Source organism: Rothia sp. HMSC058E10, assembly GCF_001809415.1.
Taxonomy (GTDB): Bacteria; Actinomycetota; Actinomycetes; order Actinomycetales; family Micrococcaceae; genus Rothia; species Rothia dentocariosa.
Window position 1 is genome coordinate 147,807 of the sequence record NZ_KV797619.1, and the last position, 14,021, is coordinate 161,827.

General features: G+C 49.3%; 12 protein-coding genes. 8 read left to right on the forward strand and 4 right to left on the reverse strand.

From position 1 onward, the window contains the following. The first annotated feature begins 12 nt into the window (after positions 1–12). A complete protein-coding gene (locus HMPREF2609_RS03580; RefSeq protein WP_070535076.1) occupies positions 13–1,116 on the forward strand; it encodes an amidohydrolase in 1,104 nt (367 codons plus the stop codon). A 138-nt stretch (positions 1,117–1,254) separates the two neighbouring features. After that, positions 1,255–1,989 carry a polyprenol monophosphomannose synthase gene (locus HMPREF2609_RS03585; RefSeq protein ID WP_041322097.1) on the forward strand — a complete coding sequence of 245 codons (735 nt, stop codon included), beginning with the start codon at positions 1,255–1,257 and terminating at the stop codon, positions 1,987–1,989. A 65-nt stretch (positions 1,990–2,054) separates the two neighbouring features. Here HMPREF2609_RS03585 and HMPREF2609_RS03590 read toward each other — a convergent pair whose 3' ends face one another. Further along, positions 2,055–2,753, reverse strand: coding sequence for a TetR/AcrR family transcriptional regulator (locus HMPREF2609_RS03590; protein WP_371326038.1), 699 nt, complete (start codon positions 2,751–2,753; stop codon positions 2,055–2,057). Between the two features lie 200 nt (positions 2,754–2,953). Between HMPREF2609_RS03590 and HMPREF2609_RS03595 the strand changes: the two genes are divergently transcribed. From HMPREF2609_RS03595 to HMPREF2609_RS03620, 6 genes are all read left to right on the forward strand, one after another. Further along, entirely contained in the window at positions 2,954–4,396 is a 1,443-nt protein-coding gene (locus HMPREF2609_RS03595; protein WP_070535080.1) for a flavin monoamine oxidase family protein, read from the forward strand. A 95-nt stretch (positions 4,397–4,491) separates the two neighbouring features. Continuing rightward, positions 4,492–5,385: a universal stress protein gene (locus tag HMPREF2609_RS03600; protein ID WP_246825559.1), complete on the forward strand. Its 894-nt coding sequence runs from the start codon at positions 4,492–4,494 to the stop codon at positions 5,383–5,385. 56 nt (positions 5,386–5,441) lie between these two features. Beyond that, positions 5,442–6,914 carry an NAD-dependent succinate-semialdehyde dehydrogenase gene (locus HMPREF2609_RS03605; RefSeq protein ID WP_070535083.1) on the forward strand — a complete coding sequence of 491 codons (1,473 nt, stop codon included), beginning with the start codon at positions 5,442–5,444 and terminating at the stop codon, positions 6,912–6,914. A 132-nt stretch (positions 6,915–7,046) separates the two neighbouring features. Beyond that, positions 7,047–8,474: a gamma-aminobutyraldehyde dehydrogenase gene (locus HMPREF2609_RS03610; protein ID WP_070535085.1), complete on the forward strand. Its 1,428-nt coding sequence runs from the start codon at positions 7,047–7,049 to the stop codon at positions 8,472–8,474. A gap of 140 nt (positions 8,475–8,614) precedes the next feature. Next, positions 8,615–9,985, forward strand: a complete 1,371-nt coding sequence (gene gabT, locus HMPREF2609_RS03615) for a 4-aminobutyrate--2-oxoglutarate transaminase (protein ID WP_070535087.1) — start codon at positions 8,615–8,617, stop codon at positions 9,983–9,985. A gap of 241 nt (positions 9,986–10,226) precedes the next feature. Then, the gene (locus HMPREF2609_RS03620) at positions 10,227–11,813 is read left to right on the forward strand and encodes an APC family permease (RefSeq protein WP_070535089.1); all 1,587 of its coding nucleotides are present in this window, start codon (positions 10,227–10,229) and stop codon (positions 11,811–11,813) included. 75 nt (positions 11,814–11,888) lie between these two features. Here the strand turns inward: HMPREF2609_RS03620 and HMPREF2609_RS03625 are convergent, their stop codons facing one another. From HMPREF2609_RS03625 to HMPREF2609_RS03635, 3 genes are all read right to left on the reverse strand, one after another. After that, positions 11,889–12,227: an RNA polymerase-binding protein RbpA gene (locus HMPREF2609_RS03625; RefSeq protein ID WP_004004666.1), complete on the reverse strand. Its 339-nt coding sequence runs from the start codon at positions 12,225–12,227 to the stop codon at positions 11,889–11,891. 166 nt (positions 12,228–12,393) lie between these two features. Next, on the reverse strand, positions 12,394–13,386 hold the full coding sequence (locus HMPREF2609_RS03630; protein ID WP_013399065.1) for an SPFH domain-containing protein: 993 nt from the start codon (positions 13,384–13,386) through the stop codon (positions 12,394–12,396). A gap of 64 nt (positions 13,387–13,450) precedes the next feature. Further along, on the reverse strand, positions 13,451–13,990 hold the full coding sequence (locus HMPREF2609_RS03635) for an NfeD family protein (RefSeq protein WP_246825560.1): 540 nt from the start codon (positions 13,988–13,990) through the stop codon (positions 13,451–13,453). Positions 13,991–14,021 lie beyond the last annotated feature (31 nt).

Here is a 14,021-nt window from a genome sequence, read left to right on the forward strand (position 1 = left end):
GCTGGAAAGAACATGAGCATCTATATCTATACCAACGGGAGCATCTACAGCCCCGCCGACCCCTACGCCACAGCGCTCCTCACCGAAAACGGTACCGTAACCTGGATAGGCTCAGATGCGGGAGCTCGCTCCATCACGGACGAACGCATGCGAGCTATCGATCTAAACGGCAAACTCATCACGCCCACCTTCGCACGTGCCTTCGCACCCATAAACAACCACAGCGAAAAAACACTCTACGAGTACTTCCTCAGAACACATACCCAGGGATACCATACCCACACACTCGCAGGAACAATACGAGACATCCCGACCCTACGCGCATCACTCGACACGTTTTATACAACACACGCAACAGCCCCAGACGTACGATTCTTCATAATCCCAGAGCCACAAGCGACCTCCGCATCGTACGCTGAGCTCGTCACCACAGCCCAAGACCTGCTCAATAAATCATCTATAGCACTCACTGGATTTCACGCCACAAATCTAGACCACCTACCTACTTTGGCCTCCGAAGCAGCAGAACGCGGTCTTGTGCTCTCTATCAACACCCAAGATAGTTTCACTAATGCCTTTAGCTATGCGCTAGCCGTTAGAGAACAGCATCCTTGGCTTAACATCCGGCTTGATATGGTTCATGGAGTCATTGATGATCAACGTCTTCAGGATCTCGCAGATGCACGGATCAACTTAGGTATCCAAGCAACCTTTGATACTGAGACTGCAAAGTTAGCCCACCGGGCGAATGCAGCTGGTACCGCGTTCGCGCTAGGGTCAGACTCATCTCTTGTTGAAGTGCCTCTTGGATGGGAGCTCATCTCAGCCCTTATAAAACCGGCAGATGGTATTTCAGCACGCAGTGGTTTCGCAGCACTTACGCGAGGAGTCTACCGGCTAGCCCACGACGAGAACCCCTTTGCGGGCCAAATACTCCCTAATACACCAGCGAATATAGCGCTCTGGAACGTCACTGAGCTTATGGTCCAAGCCCCGGATTCTCGCATAGCCTCGTGGAGTACTGATCCCCGTGCTCGTATTCCACTTTTACCGGTTCTTGCTTCAGATGTGCCATTGCCCGTATTAGATCGCATGTACACTAGGGGAGGGGAATAATACGTTTCCTAGCTCGTAAAAGTTACCTGAAAATATACCGTGCATCTGCAGAATACGCCCTTACGCCGTATTTCGCCGGTTATACTAGTAAACCTAGACCCTACCTTCACTCTAACAAAGGAAAACAAGGGAATTATTATGCGTGTACTGACCGTTATTCCGACGTATAACGAGAAGGAAAACTTACCCGTTGTTGTTGAACGTCTTCGCAAGGCAGCACCCGACGTCGATATTCTGGTTGTTGATGACAATAGCCCTGACGGTACAGGTCAGATTGCGGATGCTATGGCTGAGCAAGATTCACAGATTCACGTTCTTCACCGCACTGTGAAAGACGGTCTTGGTGGAGCTTATCTTGCGGGGTTTGATTGGGGTCTCAATGAGGGATATGAAGTCCTTATCGAGATGGACGCTGATTGTTCTCACCAGCCCGAGCAGTTGCCATCGCTAGTACATGCTGTTGAGGCTGGGGCAGATTTAGCTATTGGCTCCCGTTATGTACCCGGCGGAAAAACAGAAAACTGGCCCATTCAACGCCAAATTCTTTCTCGCGGAGCAAATATTTATACGCGGGTTGTTCTAGGGACTGCGATCAAAGACATCACAGCAGGTTTCCGCGCATATAGGCGTGAAGCACTACAACGTTTGAATCTTGAAGGCATTGAATCTAAGGGCTATGTCTTTCAGGTAGACCTCGCTTGGCGTTCTGAGCAAGCAGGGCTCAAAATTGTTGAGGTTCCTATTACCTTTGTTGAGCGTGAGGTCGGAGCATCAAAGATGACCGGAAATATAATTTTTGATTCTATGCGTAAAGTGACGACTTGGGGCGTTTCTAACCGCGTCAATAAGCTCAAAAAGAAGCTAGGCAAATAACTAAACTTCACATAAAATAAGTGCCCGAACTACTCATTGGGTAGTTCGGGCACTTTTGTATAGTGTCACTCTGTATTCGTATTGTATTCTTGTACCGCTGTACGCGCCAGACCATGAAGAATCGCTTCGAGCCCTAAGCTAAATGCGCTCTCTGCTGGAGTCTGCGAGCTACGCTGCAGTGCTGTATATGCGTCTTGTAAATACGGATACTCATCTGCTGAAGCCGCAGGGTTAAAGATAGATTCGGGCGCGTGGGCGTCTACTGCAGATCCCAGCAGGAATGCCTCTAAAGATTCAATAACATTTAAAGTTTTATATTCTGGACACCCAAAAGCTCTTAACGTCTGAATGAGGACGTCATACATATGTAACGTTTGAGGGGCCCGATCGATCGGGGTCAATGCGAGCGCTGTTACCAAATCGGTGCTCTCACTGAACGCGTCTCGATAAGACTTCCCCCACAGACTCAAAGATTCAGTCCAGAGTTCTAGCTTTTCGGTGGGGGATAGGTGCTGCTCGTTAAGAATTTTAGTCGCTCGTGTCAGGGGCTCAAGCGTAATGTCATTGATGACCGCATCGCTTATAGCTCCCAGTACTTCGTCACGAGACTGAAAGTGATTGTATAAGGAAGAGGGGGCGACGCCTAGCTTCTGAGCAAGTGCGCTCATAGTGAAATTTCCTTGATCGGCCAAAAGGCTACGTGCTGACCGCACAATTTTGGATGCGCTTAACACTGTCAAAGAGGGACGTCCAGCGCGTCGCATGGGGGAAGAGATCACGATAAATCCTTTACTATTTCTTTGCTTTCGGCGTGTACTGCCGTCCCGCCTGTGAGCAGTTATAAAACATGCCACCAGAAATTTTACGCTTCATAAATGCCCCTAGATTTGTAATTTCTGTGTTCTGGGATACACTAAAACGAACACAATTCGTTTTGTGATTCTTTGAGCGAAAGGTTTTAACCATGACGACCAAGAACGAAACTACGAATGAAATGACCCGCGACGTCGTAATTATCGGCGCAGGTCCTTCCGGACTCACTGCAGCATACCGACTGCAGCAAGCAGGACATACCGTTGCAGTCCTTGAAGCACGTGAACGTGTAGGCGGGCGCACGTGGAACAACCATATTGACGGCGCATTCCTTGAAATCGGTGGACAATGGATTTCCCCCGATCAGACTGTTCTCACCGAACTCGTTGAAGAGCTCGGACTTAAGACCTTCTCTCGTTACCGCGAAGGTGAGAATCTCTATCGTGATCCTGACGGTACCATGCACCGGTACAACGGAGACATGTTTCCTGCCAACAAGCACACTCAACGAGAAATGGAACGGCTCATCGGAATTTTAGATGAGCTTGCAGCAGAGATCGGGGCCGAGAAACCTTGGGCGCACCCCAAGGCACGCGAACTCGATACAATTAGCTTTCACCATTGGCTCCGCGAACAATCCAACGACGAAGAAGCATGCAACAATATTGGGCTCTTCATTGCTGGTGGTATGCTCACTAAACCGGCTCACGCATTTTCAGCTTTACAGGCAGTACTTATGGCTGCATCTGCAGGATCGTTCTCTAACCTTGTCGATGAAGATTTTATTCTCGACAAACGTGTTCTGGGTGGCATGCAGTCCGTCTCCTTAGCCCTCGCAGAAAAAGTGGGACAAGAGAATATAATTCTTGAACACCCAGTCCGCGTTCTACGTTGGCAAGAAGACGGAGAGTATCCCGTACTTGCTGAAGCTGAAGCCTTCTCCGAAGATGGAGAGGCCTCACCTGAAAAAAACATCATTGTTCGAGCAAAGTACGCTGTTGTTGCGGTTCCTCCGAACCTATATTCACGTATCCATTTTGTGCCGCCGCTAGATCGCCGACAGCATCAAATGCATCAGCACCAGTCCCTTGGTTTGGTTATCAAGGTGCATGCTGTTTACCCCACACCGTTCTGGCGGGACAAGGGTCTCTCAGGAACCTGTTTTGCCGCGAACAACCTGGTACAAGAGATTTACGACAACACTAACTACGACCCAGCAACTGGGGAAGAAGAAGCTCGCGGCACTCTAGTAGGGTTCGTCTCCGATGAAGCAGCGGATGAAATGTTTACCATCAGCGCCGAGGAACGCAAAGAACGCATCCTAGACTCCATGGCGCAAATGCTCGGAGAAGAAACAAAAAATCCCGTGGTGTACTACGAATCAGATTGGGGTGCCGAAGAATGGACTCGTGGTGCATACGCAGCCAGCTATGATCTTGGGGGACTGCATCGCTACGGCGCAGACCAAGAAACCCCAGTAGGACCAATCTACTGGTCTTGCTCAGACATTGCTGCCGAAGGCTACCAGCATGTCGATGGTGCTATACGCATGGGAGAAAAAACAGCAAAACTGCTAGCTGCAAAACTCAAATAAGTTCATTCGCATCGTAACGCACATACGGGCAGCTTTACTGGGTGAACCAAAGAATGACACACCCAGTAAAGCTCCCCAAAATACGGATGGGAAACATGAAATACGTCGTAGGATATTCGCCCGATGCACGGGGCCGTTCAGCTCTCCAACTGGGAGTCGTACTAGCTCGCTCCCTGGGCGCAGAGCTAGATGTAGTATATGTCATTAAACCGCAAAACCCTCGCCTCGCAGCGCCACGATCCAACTTTGAAGACTTACTCCAAAAGCAAGCCGTTCAATGGCTTGAAGAAGCACAACATTACGTGCCCGCCCAAGTAATCGCCCGCTTCCACCTACGCCGCGCCAAATCAGCAGTCAGTGGCCTACTAGAACTAGCTGACGCCATAGACGCCGGACTCATCATAGTGGGCGGCGGTAACACCGGAAATTGGCTTTGGCACTCACTAGGCGCAGTTGGGAACGCTCTTCTACACCGTTCACGCATTCCCGTCGCTCTAGCACCACGTAAATACAGCGCTTCACACACGATCAAACAGTTCGACTGCGCCGTATCCCCAGACATCGACTCCATAAACCTTGTCGAAGAAGCCATAGCAACCCAAAACCGAACAGGCATACCAGTACGTCTAGTCTCACTCTACGAAGAAGGAAAAGACCTAGACGATACAACCTATCGCAGCATCATCCAAGACCTCGTAGACCAATCCGCAGTCAAACCAATAAACCCGCAACAGCTAAGCATCGCCGTAGGCGCAGGAACTACCATAGTAGAAGCGGTCGATTCTGTGCACTGGAACGAAGACTCCGTGCTAATGGCCGGATCCTCCAAACTAGCCCAACGCGGGGAACTCTTCCTAAGCTCAACAACCGCAAAAATCATGACCAAACTTCCTATTCCCCTCGTCGTAGTACCACGCGACTACCACCCTGGACGCAAAGGCTCCCAGCAGCAGCCATGGACAGGCTCAATCCCCATCATCAAACAATAGCCCGGCTCCTCACGTGATATACACCGCCGTACGATCATCCCAAGAAAAGGAAAACAATGGAACAACATCTTCAAGAACTTATCAACAAAATACCCACTGGGCTACTCATCGGCGACACATGGCGTGAAGGATTCGCAGGGGAGACATTCGATGTCCTAAACCCAGCGACCGAAGAAAAGCTCACGACCTTAGCATCAGCAACACCTGAAGACGCAATAGCGGCCCTAGACGCAGCATGCCAGGTTCAAGACCAATGGGCACACACGCCGCCGCGTGAACGTGCAGAAATACTACGACAGGCATACGACCTCATCACCGATCGCTCCGAAGAATTCGCCACCCTCATGACCCTCGAAATGGGAAAACCCCTCGCAGAATCACGAGGAGAAGTAGTCTACGGAGCCGAATTCTTACGATGGTTCTCCGAAGAAACCGTACGCGACTACGGACGCTACCAGCCCACGCCCGAAGGTAAAAACCAAATACTGGTAAAGCATAAGCCTGTAGGACCATGCCTACTCATCACCCCATGGAACTTCCCACTAGCCATGGCAACACGCAAAGCCGGAGCTGCAATAGCAGCAGGATGTACAATGATCCTCAAACCTGCACGGCTCACACCCCTAACCGCGCAATACTTCGCACAAACCATGCTCGATGCAGGGCTACCAGCAGGAGTACTCAACGTAGTTGCATCAGCAACTGCATCAGCCGTCTCAGATTCTCTCCTTGCAGACTCACGCCTGCGCAAACTCTCATTCACCGGCTCCACCCCCGTTGGCAAAGCCCTTCTAAAATCAGCCGCGCAAAATGTTCTACGCACCTCCATGGAGCTCGGCGGAAACGCCCCCTTCATCGTCTTCGAAGACGCAAATATCGACGAAGCCGTTGAAGGCGCCATGGGAGCAAAAATGCGCAATATGGGCGAAGCCTGCACCGCCGCAAACCGATTCCTAGTCCACGAATCTCGTGCCGAAGAATTTTCCACCAAACTAGCGACAAAAATCGCAAATCTCAAAACCGGCAACGGTCTAAACCCAGACACCACCTGTGGCCCCCTCATAGAACAAAAAGCAGTAGATTCCATCCACGAACTTGTACAAGATGCTCTCGACCGAGGTGCCCAAGCTCTGGTCGGCGGTTATCCCCAAAACGGTCCCGGATACTTCTACCAACCCACAGTCCTCATCAACGTTCCTCACGATGCACGCGTCATCCAAGAAGAAATCTTTGGCCCTGTAGCACCCATCATCACCTTTTCTACCGAAGAAGAAGCAATCCAACTTGCCAACAACACAGAATACGGGCTAGCATCCTACGTCTACACAACAGATACATCCCGCGCCCTGCGAACACTAGACCGCCTAGAAGTCGGCATGACAGGCCTCAACATCGGCATCATGTCAAACGCTGCAGCCCCATTCGGAGGCGTTAAACATTCCGGACTAGGACGGGAAGGAGCCGCCGAAGGCATCGCCGAATACACCTACACACAATACATCGGCATCAAAGACCCCTACGCCAGCTAAACCACCCAAAAACCATCCAAGATACGCACAACGCAACAATTTCTCGAAGGGTTCGTTTTACCTTTCCACAAGGAAAAACGAGCACACACAAACTTACAAACCTACGTAAGTCCAACCCCAAAGGAGAACGTTATGAAGCGCTTGAAGAATTTCATCAACGGCAAGTTCGTCGATTCCACCTCTGATGAGGTACTCGACATCGTATACCCCGTAACCGGCGAAGTCATAGCACAAGCACCAATATCCACTGACGACGACGTCAACACCGCCATGCAAGCGGCTCAAGACGCATTCAAAACGTGGAAGCATACGACCCCTTCAGATCGCCAGCTATTTCTCCTCAAGCTCGCAGATGCGCTCGAAGAAAACGTCGACGTACTCGTTGAAGCACAACACCGCAACACCGGTCAGCCCCGAGAACTCATCCGTGACGAAGAAGTCCTCGTCGGCGCCAACCAGCTACGTTTCTTCGCAGGGGCAGCACGCACCCTAGAAGGAAAAGCAGCAACCGAATACATGGAAGGACATACCTCATACGTACGGCGCGAACCCATCGGCGTCGTCGCCCAAGTAACCCCCTGGAACTATCCCCTCATGATGGCATTATGGAAGCTGGGGCCCGCGCTCGCTGCCGGGAATACTGTAGTTCTCAAGCCATCTGACACCACACCAGAATCCACCCTCGAGTTGGCAAGGCTTATAGGGGAAATATACCCCGCAGGTGTTGTCAACGTTGTGCTGGGAACCGGTAAAACTGGTGAAGCTATGGTAGGGCACCCGGCTCCTGCCATGGTTTCTATTACCGGATCGGTACGCGCAGGTCAGGCGGTTGCCACCGGCGCTGCAGCTGGTCTGAAACGTTCTCATTTGGAACTTGGTGGTAAAGCACCAGCAGTTGTTTTTGCAGATGCGGATTTGCCTCGTACCGCGCGCATGCTCGCAGATTTCGGTTATTTCAATGCTGGTCAGGATTGTACAGCAGTCACTCGCGTACTCGTTCAAGACAGCGTTTACGACAAGTTCCGAGATCTGCTGGTAGCTGCCGCAAAAGACACAGCTACTGGGCACGAAGACGATTCAAAGAACTTCTACGGTCCGTTGAACAACATCAACCACTTTAAGACCGTCATGAATAAGCTCAACACCCTCCCTGAACATGTCACAGTTGAAACCGGTGGCAAACAGTGCGGCACCCGTGGCTTTTTTGTGGAACCTACAGTGCTGAGCGGAGTCAATCAAGACGATGCCGTTGTCCAGGAAGAGACTTTCGGACCAGTTCTTACGCTCCAAAAATTTACTACAGAGGCAGAAGCCGTTGAGCTTGCTAACGATGTAAATTATGCGTTGGCGTCATCAGTTTGGACGTCAAATCATGGTACTGCTATGCGAGTTTCTCGCGATCTTGATTTCGGAGCAGTTTGGATTAATACACACGTACTTCTGACTGCTGAAATGCCTCATGGCGGATTCAAATACTCGGGTTACGGTAAGGATCTTTCCCTGTATTCCGTTGAAGAATACACACGTGTTAAACACGTCATGAGTGATTTGAGCGCATAAAGAACAGCTTCTCCAAGCTCAATTCGGCAAAAAGAGCTCCTGCGTCATCACACGTTAGAGAAGAGCTTGTGGAGCGGTACAGCTCTGTTGTCTAGGTGCTGTACCGTCTCTTCACAATTCACATATTATCCATGTAGCTTATGCTACGTTTTCCTTTGAAAGGTAGTCTCATGGTAGAGATGTATCGTCTTCCTCAAAAGATAAAACTTACTGGAGAGTTTCCCGGCCCCTCATCACGTGCTCTTGCACATCGTCGCTCACAAGCTGTTCCTGCATCTGTCGCTTCGGGGCTCCCAGTTTACGCGGCTGATGCAGACGGTGGCGTCATTATTGATGTTGATGGTAACTCGTTGGCTGATTTGGGAGCGGGTATCGCAGTCACAACTGTTGGTGCATCAGCTCCCAAGGTGGTACAAGCAGTTCAAGAATCGGTCACACACTTCACCCACACCTGTTTTATGGTTACTCCTTATGAGGGGTATATCGCAGTTTCTGAAAAACTAAACGAGCTAATACCCGGACGCTTTGAGAAACGCTCAGTACTTTTCAACTCTGGTGCGGAGGCAGTCGAAAATGCTGTAAAAATTGCTCGTGCAGCTACCGGTCGCAATGCCGTAGTTGTTTTTGATCATGCCTACCATGGGCGGACCAATTTAACAATGGCGTTGACTGCAAAAGTAGCACCATATAAGAAAGGCTTTGGTCCTTTTGCTCCTGAAATCTATCGTGCTCCTATGAGCTACCCTTACCGGGACGATCAGAACATGGATGGTAAAGAGGCAGCTCAACGCACCATCAACATGATCGAGAAGCAAATTGGTTCAGAATACGTAGCCGCAATTCTCATCGAGCCTATCCAGGGTGAAGGAGGGTTCATTGTTCCCGCCGATGGTTTCTTACCAACGCTGGTTGCATGGGCACGCGAAAAAGGTATCGTCTTTATCGCTGATGAAGTACAAACTGGTTTCTGCCGCACTGGCAAATGGTTTGCGAGTGAGTACGAGGGCATTGAACCCGATTTGGTCACCACTGCTAAGGGCATTGCTGGTGGTATGCCGCTTTCAGCCGTCACTGGTCGGGCAGAGCTTTTTGATAAAGTTCAGCCAGGAGGATTAGGCGGAACATACGGTGGTAATCCTGTATCTTGTGCGGCTGCTCTTGCGGCTATTGAAACTATGCAGGATCTTGATTTGAACGCACGAGCTCTGCATATTGAGAAACTGGTGACAGCAGCGTTAGCCCCGCTTGTTGATGAGCTAGACATTGTAGGGGATTTCCGCGGACGTGGTGCTATGCTCGCACTGGAGTTCGTAGCAGACTCTATTTCTAAAGCCCCGCATCCCACGGCGGCCAAGGATATTGCTGCTTACTGTCAGCAACGAGGAGTACTTATTCTTACTTGTGGTACTTACGGCAACATTATTCGTCTGCTTCCTCCGCTTACTATCAGTGACGAGCTCCTAAAACAGTCAATGAATATTCTTATCGAAGGTATTCGAAGCGTTTCATAATTTTTTGGAGGCTTACAGGGCCCCGGTCATATCTCATATAACGATCGGGGCTCTTGTCACAGCTAATCCTACTCCACACATGCGCCAGTTATTTACCTATAGCTATTATGCGCACACCTTGTAGACAAAAATTCAGGTGATTTTACTACTGTTCTGGATCAATTAGACTAAATCGCATATTGAGCAGGTCGCTATAAGCACACACCGTCTGGCGACGACACTCCGATAGAGGGAGAGCACCTTGTCTCAGAATAATCAACCCCACAAGTTACATAAAGGTCAGAGTCTAGCCAAAGATTCTGCATCAAATAACCCCCACGGTGCTATTGATACAAGCGCCGCTAACAAAAAGGGATTATCTTCCGGATCTGTATCTCTTTTTGGCTCCATTATTATTGGTATCTCTGTGGTAGCACCCGCATACTCATTATCGGGGGCCCTGGGTCCTGTAGGAGCTGTAGCGGGGGAGCACATGCCCGCGATCTTTCTCGTTGGGTTTATCCCTATGCTATTGGTAGCTATTGGCTACCGAGAGCTTAACGCTGCTATGCCGGATGCGGGAACAACATTCACCTGGACAACCAAAGCATTTGGTCCGTGGGTTGGTTGGCTCGGAGGCTGGGCATTATTAGCAGCTACCATCTTGGTTCTCTCAAACCTCGCAGGTATAGCTGTAGATTTCTTTTACCTGGCTTTGTCTCAGGTTTTTTCTAACCCAGATCTAGCGACTCTTTCAAGTAATACCTTTATCAATATCGGCACATTCTTAACCTTGATGGGTTTCGGGTGTTACATCACATACCGCGGGCTGGATGCGACTCAGAAAATCCAAACTGTTTTCATTATTTTCCAGCTTGTCGTACTCGCTATTTTTGCGGGTGTCGCCCTCTATAAAGCGGTCACAAATACTGGGTTTGCTAACCTTGCTCCGACTCTTGAATGGTTTAACCCCTTCGGAATCGAGTCATTCTCAGCTTTCTCTTCCGGTATATCTCTTGTCTTCTTCATATATTGGGGTTGGGACGCTGTCCTCACCATGAATGAAGAAACAGAAGGCGAGCATACAACTAGCGGTCATGCAGCTGTTGGCACTATCCTCACAGTAGTTCTACTGTACCTGTTAATCTCTGTGGGCACTTTGGCATTTGCGGGTACGTCCTCAGAAGGTCTGGGTCTAGGAAACTCTGATAACCAGGAGAATATTTTTGCTGTTCTTTCGGGGCCTGTACTAGGTTCTCTCGGAATTATTATGTCTTTCGCAGTTCTTATTTCGGCCTTAGCTTCTTTACAATCCACGGCAGTTTCACCAGCTCGAACATTGCTAGCCATGGGATATTACAAGGCACTCGGGCCTAAGTTTGCGAGTATTAGCCCAAAGTACCAATCACCTAGTTATGCGACCCTCGCTTCCTGTCTGATTGCTACCTTGTTCTACGTTCTTATGCGTTTTATTTCAACCTCTGTGCTTTGGGATACTATCTCCGCTTTGAGTTTGATGGTCTGTTTATACTACGGCGTGACGGCATTTGCCTGTGTATGGTATTTCCGAAAGGTGGCCTTCTCATCAGGCTTTAAGTCATTTGTGAACAAGTTTTTGTTTCCCTTTTTGGGAGGCATTATGCTTCTTGTTTTCTTCATCCAGACGACCTATGATTCCATGGATCCCCATCATGGCTCGGGGTCTGAAATTGGGGGAGTCGGGCTAGTTTTCTGCTTAAGTGTCGCGATTCTTCTCTTAGGAATTTGCGTTATGGTGTATCAACGTTGCCTCCGTCCTGCCTTCTTCAAAGGCGAGGTCCCGATGGAGGTAGAGCATATGATTGACTAGTTATTTCTCATGTGCACAAGAAAGGGAGAGGAGCCTCTAAAAGGGTTCCTCTCCCTTATGCATTATGAATGTATCCTACAGTGCATAATGAGAACGGTAGTATTCCAACCGATCTTCTAGAGTCTTCTCTAACTCTTCAACGCTACGTCGTTCCATTAGCATGTCCCAGTGTGTACGAGCTGGCTTATCATCGTCATTCTGGGCGTCACTCTCGCCGTTGACAAGATATGCTTCTTTGCCAGTTTTAGCAACCCAGACCTGTGGAATTTCAGCTTCAGCAGCAAAGGTCACAAATACGCGGTCACCATCAGTGGTTCGGTACTCTACACGTTGACGGGGTGCAGGCTGTACATTGGACTCGGTTTCCATAGATTGAGTTCCAAGACGCATACCACGCAGGCTACGATCGCTCACAATTCCTCCAGACTCCAGAAAGGGTTTCCGCAGATACTCAGCGGCTGCATAACGTTGGGCGGGGGAGAGCTATTCCCTCGAACGTCTAAAACATCCATTATATCGAGAATATTCTCCGCCGCCCAACTATTAGAGACAGCTATTCGCGAAGTCAAGCTAAACTATCTTAACTATTGAAGCCATATCCTTGAGATGGGTTCTCAAAAGTATCAGGCTTTGTATACGCTGCTTTTGTCGATCCATCGTTTATGTCCGATACCGGCAAATTGCCGAATGCGTTACCAAGACCTCGTAGAGCATCGCCAAGTTCTGTGGGGATAAACCAGAGTTTATTAGCTTGGCCGTCAGCAAGTTTGGGCAAGGTTTGCAGATACTGATAGGTGAGTAGCTGTTGGCTTGGGTTAGATTGATGGATGGCTTCGAATACCTTATGAACAGCTTCAGCTTCACCGTCAGCTCGAAGGATTGCAGATTGAGCGTCACCTTCAGCTCGAAGAATCTGAGCCTGTTTTTCAGCTTCCGCGCGAAGGATAGCAGCCCTAGATTCACCTTCAGCCGTCAGAATATCTGACTGCTTCTGACCTTCGGCCGTCAGAATGGCAGCACGACGATCACGCTCTGCACGCATCTGCTTCTCCATTGAGTCCTGGATAGAGTGTGGGGGCTGAATTTCTTTAATATCGACACGAGATACTCGTAGTCCCCAACGGCCGGTTGTAGCATCAAGAACTCCACGCAATTCCGCGTTGATTTGATCGCGAGAGGTCAAGGTCTGCTCAAGGTTTAGACCACCGACTACGTTACGGAGGGTCGCACTGGTGAGCTCGTCAACAGCACGAATATAGTTCGTAATTTCATAGGTTGCGTCCTTGGGGCTTGTTACCTGAAAGTAAACAACGGTATCGATCCCAACCACAAGGTTATCTTCGGTAATCACGGACTGCGAAGGGAACGAGACAACCTGCTCACGGACATCAATTAGAGGCAGCACGCGGTCAATAATCGGTACCACCATATGCAAACCGGGTTCTAGCACGGTTCGGAACTTACCAAGACGCTCAACGATTCCTGCTCGACCTTGAGGAATCACCCGGATGGTTTTAGCCAACAAGATAAGAACAAAAATGAAGAGAATCACAAGAAGAATAACTGGGACCATATCTTCATTACCTACTTTCTTTTCGGTGATTAATAACAAAATTTAGGGGCGTAGATGGAACATTTTATTTAGCTTCAGGGGTAACAGCTGATCCTTCTGGCAAAGTTGATACATGCGGGTACACAAACGCTGTAGCACCGTTAATAGTTTCGACCTGGGCGTAGGAGCCGGAAGGGATAGGAGCTCCTGAAGTGCGTGCTGTCCAAATTTCGCCTTCAAGACGCACTAAACCAGACTCAGCAGTGACATCCTCTGTCACAAGAACAGTTTTACCCCGAAGAGCTTTGGCATTTGTAACAGTATTTCCGGCAGAGCGGTTGAGGCGTTTCAGAAGAGGCGGACGTAGAATAAGCACAAAAAGGATACACAAAACCGCGAAAACTATTCCTCGAGCGAAAAAATGTTCGATCAATGGTGAAATAGCCGATGTGATGAGGGCAGATAGGGAAAGCATCAAGAAAAAGAGATCTAGAGACAGCATCTCAATTATCGCAAAGAGCAAAGCTAGTATCAGCCAAAATGTCCATGGGCTGTCAAAGAGCCAATCCATATTTTCCTCCTCATCGTAGGCACAATGATCCAACGTATAGAACGCCCAAGCCATACAAACATTATTCCATGAGGTGCATCACCAA

Excerpts from the sequence above, each read along its gene's own strand:
- HMPREF2609_RS03590 (WP_371326038.1), bottom strand. The coding sequence starts at position 2,753 with ATGCGACGCGCTGGACGTCCCTCTTTGACAGTGTTAAGCGCATCCAAA.
- gabT (WP_070535087.1), top strand. The coding sequence starts at position 8,615 with ATGCTACGTTTTCCTTTGAAAGGTAGTCTCATGGTAGAGATGTATCGT.
- HMPREF2609_RS03580 (WP_070535076.1), top strand. The coding sequence starts at position 13 with ATGAGCATCTATATCTATACCAACGGGAGCATCTACAGCCCCGCCGAC.
- HMPREF2609_RS03635 (WP_246825560.1), bottom strand. The coding sequence starts at position 13,990 with ATGGCTTGGGCGTTCTATACGTTGGATCATTGTGCCTACGATGAGGAG.
- HMPREF2609_RS03600 (WP_246825559.1), top strand. The coding sequence starts at position 4,492 with ATGAAATACGTCGTAGGATATTCGCCCGATGCACGGGGCCGTTCAGCT.
- HMPREF2609_RS03585 (WP_041322097.1), top strand. The coding sequence starts at position 1,255 with ATGCGTGTACTGACCGTTATTCCGACGTATAACGAGAAGGAAAACTTA.
- HMPREF2609_RS03630 (WP_013399065.1), bottom strand. The coding sequence starts at position 13,386 with ATGGTCCCAGTTATTCTTCTTGTGATTCTCTTCATTTTTGTTCTTATC.
- HMPREF2609_RS03605 (WP_070535083.1), top strand. The coding sequence starts at position 5,442 with ATGGAACAACATCTTCAAGAACTTATCAACAAAATACCCACTGGGCTA.
- HMPREF2609_RS03595 (WP_070535080.1), top strand. The coding sequence starts at position 2,954 with ATGACGACCAAGAACGAAACTACGAATGAAATGACCCGCGACGTCGTA.
- HMPREF2609_RS03610 (WP_070535085.1), top strand. The coding sequence starts at position 7,047 with ATGAAGCGCTTGAAGAATTTCATCAACGGCAAGTTCGTCGATTCCACC.